15 protein-coding genes and 2 tRNA genes are annotated in these 15,148 nt (G+C 65.3%); 5 read left to right on the forward strand and 12 right to left on the reverse strand.

The window, feature by feature from the left end:
• Positions 1-62 precede the first annotated feature (62 nt).
• From F3J44_RS11630 to F3J44_RS11640, 3 genes are all read right to left on the reverse strand, one after another.
• Positions 63-635 carry an SPOR domain-containing protein gene (locus tag F3J44_RS11630; protein ID WP_167065174.1) on the reverse strand — a complete coding sequence of 191 codons (573 nt, stop codon included), beginning with the start codon at positions 633-635 and terminating at the stop codon, positions 63-65.
• Between the two features lie 157 nt (positions 636-792).
• Positions 793-869, reverse strand: a tRNA-Val gene (locus F3J44_RS11635).
• Between the two features lie 233 nt (positions 870-1,102).
• Positions 1,103-1,179, reverse strand: a tRNA-Val gene (locus F3J44_RS11640).
• Positions 1,180-1,380: 201 nt separating this feature from the next.
• Here F3J44_RS11640 and F3J44_RS11645 point away from each other — a divergent pair.
• Positions 1,381-2,664 (forward strand): FAD-binding oxidoreductase, encoded by a 1,284-nt coding sequence (locus F3J44_RS11645; RefSeq protein ID WP_167065177.1) that lies wholly within the window; start codon positions 1,381-1,383, stop codon positions 2,662-2,664.
• Positions 2,665-2,904: 240 nt separating this feature from the next.
• Here F3J44_RS11645 and F3J44_RS11650 read toward each other — a convergent pair whose 3' ends face one another.
• The gene (locus F3J44_RS11650; protein WP_167272452.1) at positions 2,905-3,582 is read right to left on the reverse strand and encodes a peptidase C39 family protein; all 678 of its coding nucleotides are present in this window, start codon (positions 3,580-3,582) and stop codon (positions 2,905-2,907) included.
• 212 nt (positions 3,583-3,794) lie between these two features.
• Here F3J44_RS11650 and F3J44_RS11655 point away from each other — a divergent pair, with 212 nt between their 5' ends.
• A complete protein-coding gene (locus F3J44_RS11655) occupies positions 3,795-3,959 on the forward strand; it encodes a hypothetical protein (RefSeq protein ID WP_167272454.1) in 165 nt (54 codons plus the stop codon).
• A 49-nt stretch (positions 3,960-4,008) separates the two neighbouring features.
• Here F3J44_RS11655 and F3J44_RS11660 read toward each other — a convergent pair whose 3' ends face one another.
• Together F3J44_RS11660 and F3J44_RS11665 are read right to left on the reverse strand one after the other, a co-directional pair.
• Positions 4,009-4,761, reverse strand: coding sequence for a TerC family protein (locus F3J44_RS11660; protein ID WP_167065183.1), 753 nt, complete (start codon positions 4,759-4,761; stop codon positions 4,009-4,011).
• Between the two features lie 28 nt (positions 4,762-4,789).
• On the reverse strand, positions 4,790-5,044 hold the full coding sequence (locus F3J44_RS11665) for a hypothetical protein (RefSeq protein WP_167272457.1): 255 nt from the start codon (positions 5,042-5,044) through the stop codon (positions 4,790-4,792).
• A gap of 134 nt (positions 5,045-5,178) precedes the next feature.
• Between F3J44_RS11665 and nhaR the strand changes: the two genes are divergently transcribed.
• Positions 5,179-6,072, forward strand: a complete 894-nt coding sequence (gene nhaR / locus F3J44_RS11670; protein ID WP_167272460.1) for a transcriptional activator NhaR — start codon at positions 5,179-5,181, stop codon at positions 6,070-6,072.
• Here nhaR and F3J44_RS11675 read toward each other — a convergent pair.
• From F3J44_RS11675 to codB, 5 genes are all read right to left on the reverse strand, one after another.
• Entirely contained in the window at positions 6,063-6,791 is a 729-nt protein-coding gene (locus tag F3J44_RS11675) for a hypothetical protein (RefSeq protein WP_167272462.1), read from the reverse strand. The two genes, nhaR and F3J44_RS11675, sit on opposite strands and share 10 nt — an antisense overlap.
• A 77-nt stretch (positions 6,792-6,868) precedes the next feature.
• Positions 6,869-7,612 (reverse strand): sulfite exporter TauE/SafE family protein, encoded by a 744-nt coding sequence (locus F3J44_RS11680; RefSeq protein ID WP_167065192.1) that lies wholly within the window; start codon positions 7,610-7,612, stop codon positions 6,869-6,871.
• Positions 7,613-7,841: 229 nt separating this feature from the next.
• Positions 7,842-9,080, reverse strand: a complete 1,239-nt coding sequence (gene codA / locus F3J44_RS11685; protein WP_167272464.1) for a cytosine deaminase — start codon at positions 9,078-9,080, stop codon at positions 7,842-7,844.
• Positions 9,081-9,086: 6 nt separating this feature from the next.
• Positions 9,087-10,304 (reverse strand): PucR family transcriptional regulator ligand-binding domain-containing protein, encoded by a 1,218-nt coding sequence (locus tag F3J44_RS11690; RefSeq protein ID WP_167272467.1) that lies wholly within the window; start codon positions 10,302-10,304, stop codon positions 9,087-9,089.
• Complete coding sequence (gene codB / locus F3J44_RS11695) at positions 10,301-11,566, reverse strand: cytosine permease (RefSeq protein ID WP_167065200.1); 1,266 nt, start codon at positions 11,564-11,566, stop codon at positions 10,301-10,303. The genes F3J44_RS11690 and codB overlap by 4 nt, the downstream gene beginning before the upstream one ends.
• Before the next feature lie 277 nt (positions 11,567-11,843).
• On the opposite strand from codB, the gene F3J44_RS11700 reads away from it, so the two are divergent.
• Complete coding sequence (locus tag F3J44_RS11700; protein ID WP_167272469.1) at positions 11,844-13,277, forward strand: PLP-dependent aminotransferase family protein; 1,434 nt, start codon at positions 11,844-11,846, stop codon at positions 13,275-13,277.
• On the opposite strand, the gene F3J44_RS11705 is transcribed toward F3J44_RS11700, so the two are convergent.
• The gene (locus F3J44_RS11705; RefSeq protein WP_167065206.1) at positions 13,270-14,466 is read right to left on the reverse strand and encodes a CynX/NimT family MFS transporter; all 1,197 of its coding nucleotides are present in this window, start codon (positions 14,464-14,466) and stop codon (positions 13,270-13,272) included. The genes F3J44_RS11700 and F3J44_RS11705 overlap by 8 nt on opposite strands.
• Before the next feature lie 203 nt (positions 14,467-14,669).
• On the opposite strand from F3J44_RS11705, the gene F3J44_RS11710 reads away from it, so the two are divergent.
• On the forward strand, positions 14,670-15,107 hold the full coding sequence (locus F3J44_RS11710; RefSeq protein WP_167272471.1) for a carboxymuconolactone decarboxylase family protein: 438 nt from the start codon (positions 14,670-14,672) through the stop codon (positions 15,105-15,107).
• The last annotated feature ends 41 nt before the right edge of the window (positions 15,108-15,148 follow it).

Here is a 15,148-nt window from a genome sequence, read left to right on the forward strand (position 1 = left end):
CCCCGTCTGGCTTGTGTCAAGGCAAGCATAGACGGACAAGGCTACAGAAAACAGGTTGCCGGTCAGCGCTGGGCGCCGTGCTGGATAACGATCGAATCGGTGCCAAGCTTGGCCATCACCTCGGCTTTGCGTGCGTCAGCCTCGGCCTTGCTGGGGAACGGCCCCATCAGCACCACCGGTTTGCCGTCGCGGTATTCCACCGAAGAAGGGATGCCTTTCTCGATCAGCCGGGCGGTCATGTCGGACAGCGCACCCATGTTGGCGCCCTGAATCACCTCGACGTCCCAGCCTTCGGGCGCCGGCTGGTCGGCCAGTGCCTCGGCACGGCGCTGCAGGTCGGCGCCGCCGCACTGCTCGCGGATGCGCAGGTCGTTGCCGTTATCGTCGACGATGATCTGGTACTGGCCATCGCTGCCCTTGATGGCCACGTAGCTACGGTAGGCTTCGTACTGCCCGGCGTCGTCCTTGCCACGCACCTGGCCGCAGATGGTGCCTTTGGTGTCGATTCGCACGTTGCCGAATTTGGCGGTCTTGGGGTTGTGCAGGTGCTCGGCGACCTGCTTGTGCACACCTTCCACCTCATTGTCACAGCCCGCCAGGGCCAGCACTGCCACTACCACTGCCAGTTTGCGCACGCGTGTACCTCCAAATTCGAAGGGGCGGATTCTAGCATGGCCGCCCAGGCCGCCGCCCGCGACTAAAGGTTACACGCTGCTTCGTGGAGCCGTAGAACGCAAAAAGGGCGACCCTTTCGGATCGCCCTTTTCGTTGCCCGGAAACCGGGGCTTTGTTTGGTAGGCACAATTGGACTCGAACCAACGACCCCCACCATGTCAAGGTGGTGCTCTAACCAACTGAGCTATGTGCCTGTCGTGTGGTGCGCATATTAGTGACCGAACGCACACCTGTAAAGCGTTTTTTTCAAAAAAATCAAAAACTTTCGTTGTTGAGGCAGGATCGGGGGACGCCATCGCGAGCGCCTACCCGGCCGCATGCGGATACCCTGGCAACGAGCGCAGCTCGCGCCAGCATGTTCAGCGCAAACGAAAAAGGGCGACCCTTTCGGATCGCCCTTTCGCTGCCCGGAAACCGGGACTTTGTTTGGTAGGCACAATTGGACTCGAACCAACGACCCCCACCATGTCAAGGTGGTGCTCTAACCAACTGAGCTATGTGCCTGTCGTGTGGTGCGCATTCTACCCAATCCAAAAACCCTGTCAACACTTTTTTTCGCGCTAACCCACTGAATATTAACCTGTTTATAGAGAAGGAGCGGCCGGGCCCGAGTAAAGGATTTTCAACGGACGACTAGCGGGTGTTTATTATTATTGATAGCATCGGTACATTCGTTAAAAATATAAAACACGAGGTTCCTGCAGCATGGCTAACACCCCCTACCCCCAGTCCTACTACGCCGCCTCGGCTAACCCGGTGCCGCCACGTCCGGCGCTGCAGGGTGAGGTGGAAACCGATGTGTGCATCATCGGTGCCGGCTACACCGGCCTTTCCAGCGCCCTGTTCCTGCTGGAGAACGGCTTCAAGGTGAGCATCGTGGAAGCCGCCAAGGTCGGTTTCGGCGCATCGGGCCGTAACGGCGGCCAGATCGTCAACAGCTACAGCCGCGACATCGACGTGATCGAACGCACCGTCGGCCCAAAAGAAGCGCAACTGCTTGGCAAGATGGCCTTCGAAGGCGGGCGCATCATTCGTGAGCGCGTGGCCAAGTACAACATCCAGTGCGACCTGAAGGACGGCGGTGTATTCGCCGCGCTGACGTCCAAGCAAATGGGCCACCTGGAATCGCAAAAGCGCCTGTGGGAACGCTTCGGCCACACCCAACTGGAGCTGATGGACCAGAAGCGCATCCGTGAAGTGGTGGCCTGCGACAGCTATGTCGGCGGCATGCTGGACATGAGCGGTGGCCACATCCACCCGCTGAACCTGGCCCTGGGCGAAGCCGCCGCGGTCGAGTCGCTGGGCGGCATCATCTATGAGCAAACCCCGGCCGTGCGCATCGAGCGCGGCGCCAACCCGGTGGTGCACACGCCGCAGGGCAAGGTCCGCGCCAAGTTCATCATCGTTGCCGGCAACGCCTACCTGGGCAACCTGGTACCAGAGCTGGCCGCCAAGTCGATGCCGTGCGGCACCCAGGTCATCACCACCGAGCCGTTGGGCGAAGAGCTGGCGCGTACCCTGCTGCCGCAGGATTACTGCGTGGAAGACTGCAACTACCTGCTCGACTACTACCGCCTGACCGGCGACAAGCGCCTGATCTTCGGCGGTGGCGTGGTGTACGGCGCGCGTGACCCGGCCAACATCGAAGCGATCATCCGCCCGAAGATGCTCAAGGCCTTCCCGCAGCTGAAGAACGTGAAGATCGACTTTGCCTGGACCGGCAACTTCCTGCTGACCCTGTCGCGCCTGCCGCAGGTTGGCCGTATCGGCGACAACATCTACTACTCCCAGGGCTGCTCGGGCCACGGCGTGACCTACACCCACCTGGCGGGCAAGGTGCTGGCCGAGGCGCTGCGTGGCCAGGCCGAGCGTTTCGACGCCTTCGCCGGCCTGCCGCACTACCCGTTCCCGGGCGGGCAGATGCTGCGCGTACCGTTCAGCGCCATTGGTGCCTGGTACTACAGCCTGCGCGACCGCCTCGGCTTCTGATGGAGGGGGGGGGTAGGAGCGAGCGCAGCTCGCGATGGGCTGCAACGCAGCCCCGCCGTTTAAGCTGCAAAGCTGAAAACCTGGGGCCGTTGCCCGGCCCATCGCGAGCTACGCTCGCTCCTACCCGATGCCAGTGCCGGTGCCGGTGCCGGTGCCAATGCCAGTGCCGGTGCCAGTACCGGGCCGGTGCCAATGCCGGTGCCGGGCCGGGCCGGGCCGGGCCGGGCCGGGCCAGCAACATTACTTGTTCAGGCTATTGACCGCCTGCTTCGCCGCAATCTCCTGCCCCGCCCTGGCCAGCTCATCGGCCGCCTGCAACCAGCGCTGGCGATTCACCTCGGCCGGCAACTGCCGCGGCGGCTGCACCAGCACCGCCCAGCTCCCCTCCTTCGCCCACGCCGAGGCAAAGTCGTCGATGGCCATCATCTGCCGACGGTGCATCCCAGCGCGCAACAGTACCCGCTTCTTGTAGCGGTCATAGCCGATCAGCACCGCGTAACGCGGCTCGCTCCACCACGCCGACCCTTCCTGGTATCGCAGCAACACCGGATGCCCCGCCGCTACCTGGGTCAGCAAGGCCTCCAGTTGCTTGTCCAGCGGGTAAACCACCATGCCGTACTCGCGCGCCACGCGCGGGATGCCGGTTTCCAGCGCCTCGGCGCCCTGGGGCAGGTTCAGCGGCTTGTCCAGCAGCCCCGGGGTGATCGGTGCGCCCTGCTGCGACAGCAGCGCGGCCAGGGCCATGGCCCCGCTGTGGTTGGCATTGCCGCGGTAGAACGGCACGCTGCTGATCTCGACCCGCTGCGGCAAGCCCTTGAGGTTGGCCGGTGGCGCCCCGGCGCAGCCCGCGAGGCTGGCGGCCAGCAGGCAGGCGGCGAGCAGGCGGCGGCGGGCGGTGGTGAGGAAATGTTGCTCCATGGACACTCGCTAATTTCGGTGCCAGGCAGGCAGCGCCCGGCTCTGGCCACCGATCATAGGGCGCCACGCGGCGCGGGTATAGCCCGCAGCAGGCATGAAACCAAACGGCTTAAGCAATAGACCTTCGGTCAATGGAACGTCATGGGCGTGCAGCTAGACTAAAGCAGTGTCTGGCGGGCCAACCCAAGGCGGCCCAAGAGAAGGAGGCACACATGAGCCTGACTATGGCTATTCTCATGCTGGTGGGCATGTGGCTGAGCGTCGCGGCCGCCATGCTGTGGGGCGTTCTGCGTATCGTGCGGCGCCATTCGCCCCATCATCAAGCGCAAGCCCCGGCCAAGGCACCGCCTGGGCGGCGGCATGCCGGGGTGCATTGAGACATCCGAATCTTCGCGAATGGGGCGCAAGGCGCCCCGCTTTTTTACATCACCCCTCAGCCGCTTCACGCTTGAGCCGCGCCCGGCGGGCCAGGATGTTGAGGATCTCGATCACCGTCGAGAACGCCATTGCCGCATACACATAGCCTTTCGGCACATGGGCACCGAAGCCCTCGGCGATCAGCGTCATGCCAATCATGATCAGGAAGCCCAGGGCCAGCATCACCACCGTCGGGTTGTCATTGATGAAGTTGGCCAGCGGGTCGGCCGCTACCATCATCACGATCACCGCCGCAATCACGGCAATGATCATGATCGGCAGGTGCTCGGTCATGCCGACGGCGGTGATGATGCTGTCCACCGAGAACACGATGTCCAACAGCAGAATCTGGAAGATCGCCGCAGCAAAGCCCAGGGTTACCGTGGACGACACCTTGGCCTCTTCCTTGGCGCCGTGCGGGTCGACGTTCTCGTGGATCTCCTTGGTCGCTTTCCACAGCAGGAACAGGCCACCGGCAATCAGGATCACATCCTTCCACGAGAAGGCATTGCCAAACACCTCGAACACCGGGTCGGTCAACTGGACGATCCAGGCGACCGTGCTCAGCAGCGCCAGGCGCATCACCAAGGCCATGCTGATACCGATGCGCCGTGCCTTGGAACGGTACTCCACCGGCAGCTTGTTGGTCAGAATGGAGATGAAGATCAGGTTGTCGATGCCCAGCACGATCTCCATGGCCACCAGGGTGGCCAGGGCAACCCAGGCAGTGGGGCTAGCGGCGAGTTCCAGCAAGTATTCCATCGGTCGATCCTGCAGCGGCGGTTAAGGGTCAGATTTCCTGGGTGTGGGCTTTCTTGTCGGCAGGCGGGTGGCCCTCGCCCTTCTGCGCGTGCTCCGGCTTGCCCATGGCATCGCTCAAGGCCTGTTGGGCAGCCTTGTTGGTGTCATCGATGGCCTGCTTGGCCGACTGGGCGGCCTGGTCGAGCATCTGCTGGGCAGATTTTTCGGCCTGGTCGCAACCGGCCAGGCCCAACAGGGCCAAGGCCAGCACCAGGGGGGTGCCGATGGATTTGAGATGCAGCATGGTGTCCTCGCTTGGAAAATCCCGGCGGCGCGCACTGCGCCTGATGGGTTCGCATTCTAAAGACGCCGAAACATCCGGAAAATTCGTATTTCCAAGCGGTATACTTCGGTTTTTTCGAATCGGAAATTTCCGACGTGCTCAACTACCGGCAGTTGCACTACTTCTGGGCCGTGGCCAAGACCGGCAGCGTAGCCCGCGCCAGCGAGCAACTTAACCTCACCCCGCAAACCATCAGCGGGCAGATCACCTTGCTCGAGGAAACCTATGGCCTGGCGCTGTTCCAGCGGGTAGGCCGGCAACTGGAACTGACCGAAACCGGCCGCCAGGCGCTGGTGTACGCCGAGCAGATGTTCCAGCTCGGCGGCGAACTGGAGGCCATGCTGCGCGCAGGCCCGCAGGAGCAGATTCTGTTTCGCGTAGGGGTGGCCGACGTGGTGCCCAAGTCGATCGTCTATCGCCTGCTGGCACCGACCATGGAAATGGACGACACGCTGCGCATCAATTGCCGCGAAGACAAACTCGAACGCCTGCTCGCAGACCTGGCGATCCAACGCCTGGACCTAGTGATCTCGGACAGCCCGATGCCCAGCCACCTGGACATCAAGGGCTACAGCCAGAAGCTTGGCGAGTGCGGCTTGAGCTTCTTCGCCACCCCGGCCTTGGCCAAACGCCATGCCGCGCCCTTCCCCACCTGCCTGCAGGATGCGCCGCTGCTGATTCCGGGCGCCGAAACCGTGATGCGCAGCCGCTTGCTGCGCTGGCTGGGCGAGCAGCAGGTGCAGCCACGGATCGTGGGGGAATTCGATGACAGCGCCTTGATGCAGGCGTTCGGCCAGTCAGGCAGCGGCATTTTCGTCGCCCCCAGCGTGATCGCCGAAGAGGTCTGCCGCCAGTACGGGGTGACGCTGATCGGGCAAACCGACGCGGTGCTGGAGTCGTTCTATGCCATTTCAGTGGAGCGCAAGGTCAAGCACCCCGGGATCGTGGCCATCACCGAAGGCGCGCGGCGGCAGCTGTTTCACTGGTGAGTACGGGGGCGCCGGGTCAGGCAGGCGTAGCCCATCGCCAGCACCGCAAGCAGCGCCAGCCCCAACACTGCAACCAGCTCGTGGCTGTAGCGCGCCACCAGCGCGGGGAAACCGGTGTATTCATGGTAGACGCGCACCTGCGCCTCGCCGCCATCGAAACTGATGCCCAGGCCACCCTGGCGGATTTGCGAGTAGTCGGCGTCGAAGTACACCCATACCCTGCTCGACCCACCCGGCTCGATGGCGGGTATCTGCACCCCCGAGGTCGCTGATTCGAAGATGCTGTCGTTGCCTGCCGCATCGCGCACCTGCACCAGGCCCTTGACCGGCAGGCGCACCTTCACCTGACGCACTTCGCTGCTGCCAGTGTTGTGCAGGTCGATCAGCAGGCCGGTGCGGTGGTCCACCAGGCCTGCCTCGAAAGGCTTGGCGAACAGCTGCGCGTAGGGTTCCTGGGCCAGCTCGACCAGCTTGTCGACCTGGTACTGGCTCAATGCGCCCTCGCCGATGCTGTTGATGCGTGGCTGCAAGCGCTCGTACTTGAGTTGGTCGTTGGCGCGGCTGATGCGCTCGCTGAACTGGCTGGGGTAGGTCAGGTAGGCATAGGTCAGGGTGGCCGTGAGCCGGGGTTGGTCCTTGAGCACCGCGTACCCCACCAGCAAGGCCACCACGCCGAGCAGCACAGCGGCCAGGAGTTTGCCGACTTTTTCCCAACTCAAGGGTAGCTTCCTTCTAAAGTGCCATTGACATCGATGCGGCCCAAAGGGTGCCAAGTTCATTGCCGCCAGGCAAGTGTTCAGCGGCTCAACAACGCCGGTAGCGAGGCGCTCAGCATGGCCACTCCAGAGGCGGTCAGCAAGCCCAGCACCACCCGGCGAAACGCCAGTTCGCTGATGCCCAGGTAAACCCGCGTGCCCAGTACCGCTGGCACGGTCATGGCCAGCAGCACCACGCCGAAGGCTGGCAGCATGTCCCAGGTGACCACGCCGGTGCCCAGGTAGGTGAGCATGGTCACCAGCAGCATCGACAGGTTGAAGTTCTGGATCACGGCGCGCTGGGTGTCACGTTCGAAGCCGCGCAAGGTGCACCACAGGGTCGGCACCGTGCCGGTGAAGCCGCCAATGCCGCCCAGGGCACCGCCGACCACGCCTACCGCGCCGTCGGCCAGGCGGTTGCCCGGTAGCCGGGGCAGGCGCGGCGCCAGCAGCATCAATGGGCACCACAGCACCAGCAAGGTGCCGAACACGGCCTTGAACCACAGCATGTCCAGGTACGGCAGCACCCACACCCCCAGCGGAATGCCCGCCAAGCCGCCCAGCACAAAGGGCCACAGCAGCGGCCAGCTGAAGCCGCGGCGCACGCTGAACACGGCGATCAGTTGGCCGGTGAGGCTGCCGAATACGGTGAGCGAGGCAGCCAGCCGGGGCTCCAGGCCCCAGGCCCAGAACGACATGGCGACCATGCCGAAGGCAAAACCGGAAAGGCCCTGGACGAAACCGGCAACGACGGCGCCGAGGGCGATGAGGTAGAAGGCATCCATGACAGGGCTGTTTGGCTAACAGAGGCGGTTACCATGCCAGAGCCGGGGGCGAATGTCTGCCTTTGTCCTTTCACACAGCCCGGACCTACGCCAGCCTGGTAGGAGCGAGCGTAGCTCGCGATAGGGCGCGCAGCGGCCCCGGGTTTCAAGCTTCGCTGCACAGAATGCCGGGGCTGCTTTGCAGCCCATCGCGAGCTGCGCTCGCTCCTACCAGGCCTAGGCGGGGGTGTCAGGCGAAACGCTCGACCTGCGCCGGCGTGCGCTGCATCAGCACCTTGCCAGCACGAATCGACACCAGCGCATGCCCCTGGCTGCGGATCATCTCGTAGTCATCCGGGGCCGACAGCACCAGCAGGTTGGCCGGGCGGCCCACTTCGATGCCGTAGCGCTCGCCCAGGTTCAGGGTACGTGCGCTGTTGTCGGTGATCAGGTCCAACGAGCGCTGGATGTCCTCGTAACCCAGCATATGGCAGATGTGCAGGCCCGCTTCCAGCACCCGCAGGATATTACCGTTGCCCAGCGGATACCAAGGGTCGACGATCGAATCCTGGCCGAAGCAGACGTTGATGCCGGCGCGGTCCAGTTCGCCCACGCGGGTCACACCACGGCGCTTGGGCCAGGTGTCGAAACGGCCCTGCAGGTGGATGCTTTCGGTTGGGCAGGAAACAAAGTTGATGCCCGAACGCTTGAGCAGGCGGAACAGCTTGGAGCAATAGGCATTGTCGTAGGAACCCATGGCCACGGTGTGGCTGGCCGTCACGCGCTCGCCCATGCCACGCACCCGCGCTTCTTCGGCCAGCACTTCCAGGAAGCGCGACTGCGGGTCGTCGGTTTCATCGCAGTGCACATCCACCAGGCAACCGGTGCGCTCGGCCAGGTCCATGAGGAACTTGATCGATGACACGCCCTGGTCACGGGTGTTTTCAAAATGCGGGATGCCACCGACCACATCGGCGCCCAGGGCCACCGCCTCGGTCATCAAGGCGCGGCCGTTGTCGTAGCTCTCGATACCTTCCTGGGGGAAGGCGACGATTTGCAGGTCGACCAGGTGGCGCACTTCCTCGCGTACCTCGACCATGGCCTTGAGCGCGACCAGGGTCGGGTCGGTGACATCGACGTGGGTGCGCACGTGCTGGATGCCATGGTCCACCAGCATGCCGATGGTCTTGATGGCGCGGGTCTTGATGTCCTCGTGGGTGGTCATGGCCTTGCGCTCGGCCCAGCGCTCGATACCCTCGAACAGCGTACCGCTCATGTTCCAGGCCGGCTCGCCCGCAGTCAGGGTGGCGTCAAGGTGGATGTGCGGTTCCACGAACGGCGCGGTCACCAGGTTTTGCCGGGCGTCGATGTCACCGGGGTTGGTAGCCACCACGTCGTGCTGGGCGTGGATCGCGGCAATGCGCTCGCCTGCCAGTTCGATTCGGTGCAGGCCAGGTTTGCCGCGCAAGCGGGCGTTGACGATATTCATCAGGCGTTACTCCTTGTTATTGGCTTCGGACATGCGCCAGATCAGCAGTGCGACCGAGGCGTTCATGCGAAACAGGGGGTCGTCGAGCGACAGGCCGCTCAGTTGTTCGATACGTTGCATGCGTTGGTTGATGGTGTTGCGGTGCAGGCCCAGGCGCTGGGCGGCGCGTTGCCCGTTGCCGTTCTCGCCCAGCAGCGCATCGAGGGTGTGCAGCAAGGCATGGGGGTGCTTGCGCCCGGTTTCGATCAGCGGGCCGAGGGTCTGGGCGACGAAGGCGTCGATCACCGCACGGTCGCCAATGCCCTGCAGCAGGCGCAATACGCCCAGCTCGCTGAAATCGCAAAGGCCCGTGGCCGGGCGCAGGTTGTGCGCCACATCCAGGGCCTGGCGCGCTTCGTGAAGGGCCTGGCGGTAATGCGCACAGTCACGCACGGTAGTCGACAGGCCCATGAACAGCTCAAGCTCGCCTGCCGCTTGTAGCAGCTGCTTGTGCAGCCGCGCCAGTGCCTCGCGCAGGCCGGCCTGCTCGGGCAGCAGCAGGATGAACAGCTCACCCGGTAGCACGGCGTGCATCGCCCCCGGCAGGCGCCGGCACCAGGCGTCGAGCTGGTCTTCCAATGCCTGGCGGGTCTGTTGCCACAGGCGCTCGCCCTGCTCGGCCCCGTGGCGCTGAAACAGCGCCTCGACCGCCGACAGGCGCAAGGCGACCAGGCGCTGCGGCTGGTCCAGAGGCAGTTGCAGGTGCGCGGCACGCTGGCGGGCGATGGCCAGGCTCGGGTAGTCGCCGGTCAGCAATTGCCCCAGCAGGTCGTGGCGCGATCGCCGCACCTGGCCCATCTGCACCAGCGCGGTGCCGATCAGGTGGGTGACCAGTACCATCTTCAGCGCATAAGGCTGCTCGATCAGGGGCAGGCCCAGTTGTTCGGCACGCTCGACCACCGCCTGTGGAATGGCCTGGATATAGCCACCACCGGTGAGAATCACCAGCCCGGCGATGCCCACGGCATCCCCATCCTCCACCAGGCGCAGCAGGTTGGCTTGCTCGCGAGGGTGGTTGATGCCGGTGACGAACACCAGCTCACCGCCGATCACCCATTCGGCGATGCCTTCGTTCTCCGCCACGTATAGCCAGCGCACCGTGCGCTGCAGGTTGCGCGCGCCCGCACGCACGGCCATCACTTCCAGGCCCGGCAGGCGCAGCAGTTCTTCCAGGGCCAGGCTCACGGCTCGACCTGCTCCGTTACGACCGGCTTGCCCTTGCCGCCCAGCTCCAGCAGTGCGATGTAGCACAGTGCCGAAGCGCCAATCCCCACCAGCGGTGCAACCCACGGCGAGCTATAGGCCAGGACCGCGCCCACGGCATAGGCCACCAGGCCGGTCAGGTTGTAGCGCGGCAGGTTCACCGCCGCCAGCGCCGGGTACTTGCCACGGTGGCGGTACCAGAAGTCGGCCATGATCACCCCGCCCACCGGCGGAATGATCGAGCCCAGCAGCACCAGGAACGGAATCAGCATTTCATACATGCCGCCCACCGCCAGCACGATCCCCACGCCGGCAGCGGCCAGGGTCATGGTGCGCCGGCGCTCGCTGCGCAGCAGGTGGCAGGCCGCGGCCGACACGTTGTAGATGGTCGGGCCCTGGATGGTCCACAGGTTCAGGCAGAGCATCACCACTGCAGCGAACGACAGGCCCTGCAGGATCATCACCTCGACGATATCGGCCTGCTGGTAAACCATTGCGCACCAGGCTCCGGCCACCACCATCAGGCCGTTGCCGAGCAGGAAGGCAACCACACTGGCCGTTACCGCCACCCGCCCGCTGCGTGACAGGCGGGTCCAGTTGGTGGCCTGGGTGGCGCCACTGGCGAAGGTGCCAAAGACCATGGTCACCGCCGCCGAGAAGGTCATCGCCTCGTGGGGCACCAGCGCTGCCAGTTGCGCCAGGCCGCCCACATGGCGGGTGGCCAACACCATCGAGATCACCAGCAGCACGAACATCAGCGGCACCGACACCCGCGACAACAGGTCCAGGCCCTTGAAGCCGATGATCGCGGTCAAGCTGAAGCCCAGGCCGAACAGCACCATCAGCGGGGTGCTGAAACCTTCGCCCAGGCCGAGCATCTTCACCAGCACGATGGCCACGGTGGCGGTGCCCCAGGCGTACCAGCCCAGTTCCGCGAAGCCCAGCAAGAAGTCCGACAGCCGGCTGCCCGCCTCGCCGAAGCAGAAGCGCCCCATCAGCACGGTATTCAGGCCGCTGCGCGAGGCGATGAACGCCAGCGCGGCGGCATACAGCGCCAGCAAGCTGTTGCCGATGGCGGCGATCCATAGCATGTCGGCGAAATTGAAGGCCATGCCGAGTTTGCCGCCGGCGAACATGGTGCCGGTGAAAAAGGTAAAGCTGAACAGCACCATGGCGATGGGCAACAGGCCCTTGCGTGCGGACGGCGGGGCTTCGGACAGCGGGAATTCGCTGGGGGCAGTCATGGGTGGGGCTCCGAGGGTGATAGATGGCGCTCAGACAGCAAGATGCGGGCCGCTTCGGGGTACCGGGGCATGCGCGGAAAATGCGGGCATGCGTCATAGCAAAACATGTGCTTAATGCACAGTTTTACCCGTGATAATCGACTGAGCTGTGCATTATGACTTAACTTGAGGCAGGCGCGCACCAAATCAGGACGCAGCGGCCCGCCGATTTCACCTGGGCATGGCCTTCTTCATTCAATCCGCTATCCTCTGCACTTGCGCGCTACGGACCCTCCCCATGGAACTGCACATCCGCCTCGAAGGGCGCAAAGGCCTGGCCGAGCAGCTGTACCAGCAGCTGCGTGCTGGCATCGACAGCGGCCACCTCGCCGCCGGCTCCCAGCTACCCCCTACCCGCCTGCTGGCCGAACAACTCGGGGTGTCGCGCAAGACCGTGGCCGAGGCTTACTCGCGCCTGACCTACGACAACCTGCTCAGCGGCGTGGTCGGCCGCGGCACGTTCATCACCCCACGCCAGCCCCAGCGCGCAGCCCAGGCCCAGGCCGTGTCGCTGGCAGCTGCGGCCTCGCTGGAGCGCTGGCAGCAACGCGCCACCGTGCTGGGCCGGCGCGCCCAGGAAACGCCGTCGCGCTACGACTTCGTTGGCGGGGCTTCGAGCAAGGCGCAGTTTCCCTTCGACCAGTGGCGCAGTTGCCTGAACTACGCCTTGCGCCGCAGCCAGCGGCACCCCGAACGGCAGTTTTCCGCCCAGGGCCTGCCCGAATTGCGCGAGGCCATTGCCCACCACATCGCCTACGCCCGCGGCGTGCATTGCAGCAGCGCCGATGTGCTGGTGTGCAACGGTGCCCAGCAGGCGCTGGACCTGATCGCCCGGGTACTGGTCGAACCGGGCTGCCCGGTGGCAATGGAAGACCCCGGCTACCCACCGGCACGCCAGCTGTTCCTGGCCTTGGGCGCCCGGCTGCAGTCGGTGCCGGTGGACGACGAGGGGCTGTGTGTCGAGCAAATCGCAGGTGGCACCCGGCTGATCTACGTCACGCCCTCGCACCAATTCCCGCTGGGCATGCCGATGAGCGAACGGCGCCGCCACGCCTTGCTGGCCAAGGCTGCCGAGCTGGGTGCCTTGATCATCGAGGACGACTACGACTGCGAATTCCGCTACCAGGGCCGCGCCTGCGACGCCTTGCAGCGCCTCGACCGGCAGGGCCTGGTGGCGTATGTGGGCACCTTCTCCAAAACCCTACTGCCCGAACTGCGCCTGGGCTACGCCGTGCTGCCGCCAGCCGTGCTGCAGGCCGCCTGCGTGGCCAAGCACCTGAGCGACTGGCACAGCCCAACGCTGCTGCAGTGGGCCCTGGCACGGTTCATTGGCGAAGGCCACCTGAACAAGCACATCCGCCGCTGCCACGACATCTACAGTGCCCGCCGCGAACGCATCCTGGCGCGCCTGGACGGCGACCTGGCCCCCTGGCTGAGCGCCGTGCCGGCCAATGCCGGGTTTCACCTCAGCGCCCTGGCGCGGCCGGGGGTGGATGTGGAGCTGCTCGCCAGCCTGGCGCGCCGGGTCGAAGTGGGCCTGTATTCGCTGGCGCCGTTCTTCAGCGAAGCACCGGTGCGCCCGGGCCTGTTGCTGGGCTTCGGCGCCATCGAACTGCTGGACATCGACCCGGCCCTGGACCGGGTGCGCGATACCCTGCAGCGCCTTAGCTGAGCGCAGCGCTGCGCGCCCCCTGCCCTGGCCGGGCAATGGCGGCGGCATAGCCACGCGGGGCGAAGCAGGCGGTGACCAGCAGCATGGCCAGCACGGTAACCGTCAGCAGCGTCCAAGATGCCTGGAAATCGCCGCTGACATCGCGCAACCAGCCGGTGATGTAGGGAATGATGCCGGTCACGATAAAGCCGATGCCCTGCACGAACGCCGCCAGGCTGCCGGCTTCACCCGGGGTTTTCAGATGTTCCAGGGTCAAGGTCAGGCTCAGGCTGAAGCACGCCCCGAGGCCAAAGCCAATCATCGCCACCCACACGCCCATCATCAGGCCCGGCGCCAGCAGCAGGCCGAGAAAGCCCAGCAGCTGGATCGACAACGCCAGCCACAGGCCCGGGCGCCGGTCGCTGAAACGGCGCAGCAGCAGCGGCAGGCCCAGGGCGCCACACACCTGGAAGACGGTCATCAGCCCCACCAGGTCGCCGCCCCCCTGGGCCGTGCCGCCGTGCTCCAGGTGGTAGGCCGGCAACCAGGCGACCATGCTGGTGTAGCCGCCATTGATCAGGCCGAAGTACAGCGCCAGCAACCATGCCCGGCGCGTGCCGAACCAGTGCCCCTCGGCGGCGCCGGCCAGTTTCGCCGCGCCCTGGCGCGGGCGCAGGGTGGCCCAGGCCAGCACCGCCAGCAGCGCCGGTATCGCCCACAGGCCAAGGCCGGCCTGCCAGTGCCCGAAATGCCCGCTGACATGCGGGCCAAGTACGGCTGCCAGGCCGCCGCCGCTCATCAACGCGGCCGAGTACAGGCCCATCGCCGCCGCCAGGCGCGTGGGGAACCAGCGGTTGACCAGGCCCGGCATCATCCCCTGCACCACCGCCACGCCCAGGCCGGCCAGCACGGCGCTGGCAATCAGCGCCCAGGCGCTGTCCAGTTGCAGCCGCCACAGGCAGGCCAGGCCAATGGCCGCAAGGCCGCCGAGCATGCCGCCATGCTCGCTGATCCAGCGCCGCAGCCAGGGCTGCAGCAGCGGCACCAGGCCCATGCACAGCACCGGCAGCGCGGTCAGCAGCGCCGCCTGCTGGTAACCCAGCCCGGTGCTGGCACGCATTGGCTCCAGCAACGGGCCAATGCTAGTCAGGATCGGCCGCAGGTTCAGTGCCAGCAACACCACCAGCAACAGGTTCAATGCCCCTCTCATCACGAATCGCCACTCCAGATACACAATCCGGGCATTATCCTGGCTGATCGGTCAAGGCAGAAATGAAGAGATTGGATGCAGGTCAGTGGCCTCCTGAATGCTCGCGATTGGCCTCCTGGCAAAGCGGCCAATTGGCTATCGGGCAGCGCCTCCGTGGCCGTTAAGGTAGCGCCTTGTCCACCCCACATGCTCTGGAGCACACCATGCACAACCGTATCGAATGGGCCAAGCACGCACCCGAGGCCTATAAGGCCATGGTCGGCCTGGAACAGGCCCTGGCCAAAACCGGCCTGGAAAACTCGCTGCTCGAACTGGTTCGCCTGCGCGCCTCGCAGATCAACGGCTGCGCCTACTGCGTGAACCTGCACGCCAACGATGCGCGCCAGGCCGGGGAAACCGAGGCCCGCCTGCAAACCCTGAGCGTCTGGCAGGAAACCCGCTACTTCAGCCCCCGGGAGCGCGCTGCGCTGGCCTGGGTGGAATGCCTGACCCGCCTGCCCGAGCGCGGCGCACCGCAGCCGGAGTACGAGGCACTGCAGGCGCATTTCGAACCGGCCGAAGTGGTCAACCTGACCCTGGCCATCGCCACCATCAACGCCTGGAACCGGTTCGGCGTGGGCTTTGCCATGGTGCCCGCTTGATCCCCGTCAATCGGGTGTAGCTGCACCGCCCTTTCCTACGC

Origin of the sequence: Pantoea sp. Tr-811, from assembly GCF_011752535.1 — a bacterium.
Classification (GTDB): domain Bacteria; phylum Pseudomonadota; class Gammaproteobacteria; order Pseudomonadales; family Pseudomonadaceae; genus Aquipseudomonas.

Bases quoted from the DNA above. Each gene is read 5' to 3' on its own strand.
- F3J44_RS11665 (WP_167272457.1), bottom strand. From the start codon at position 5,044: ATGCTGCATCTCAAATCCATCGGCACCCCCCTGGTGCTGGCCTTGGCC.
- F3J44_RS11650 (WP_167272452.1), bottom strand. From the start codon at position 3,582: ATGGAGCAACATTTCCTCACCACCGCCCGCCGCCGCCTGCTCGCCGCC.
- F3J44_RS11655 (WP_167272454.1), top strand. From the start codon at position 3,795: ATGAGCCTGACTATGGCTATTCTCATGCTGGTGGGCATGTGGCTGAGC.
- F3J44_RS11705 (WP_167065206.1), bottom strand. From the start codon at position 14,466: ATGAGAGGGGCATTGAACCTGTTGCTGGTGGTGTTGCTGGCACTGAAC.
- F3J44_RS11645 (WP_167065177.1), top strand. From the start codon at position 1,381: ATGGCTAACACCCCCTACCCCCAGTCCTACTACGCCGCCTCGGCTAAC.
- codA (WP_167272464.1), bottom strand. From the start codon at position 9,080: ATGAATATCGTCAACGCCCGCTTGCGCGGCAAACCTGGCCTGCACCGA.
- F3J44_RS11660 (WP_167065183.1), bottom strand. From the start codon at position 4,761: ATGGAATACTTGCTGGAACTCGCCGCTAGCCCCACTGCCTGGGTTGCC.
- F3J44_RS11680 (WP_167065192.1), bottom strand. From the start codon at position 7,612: ATGGATGCCTTCTACCTCATCGCCCTCGGCGCCGTCGTTGCCGGTTTC.
- codB (WP_167065200.1), bottom strand. From the start codon at position 11,566: ATGACTGCCCCCAGCGAATTCCCGCTGTCCGAAGCCCCGCCGTCCGCA.
- F3J44_RS11700 (WP_167272469.1), top strand. From the start codon at position 11,844: ATGGAACTGCACATCCGCCTCGAAGGGCGCAAAGGCCTGGCCGAGCAG.
- F3J44_RS11710 (WP_167272471.1), top strand. From the start codon at position 14,670: ATGCACAACCGTATCGAATGGGCCAAGCACGCACCCGAGGCCTATAAG.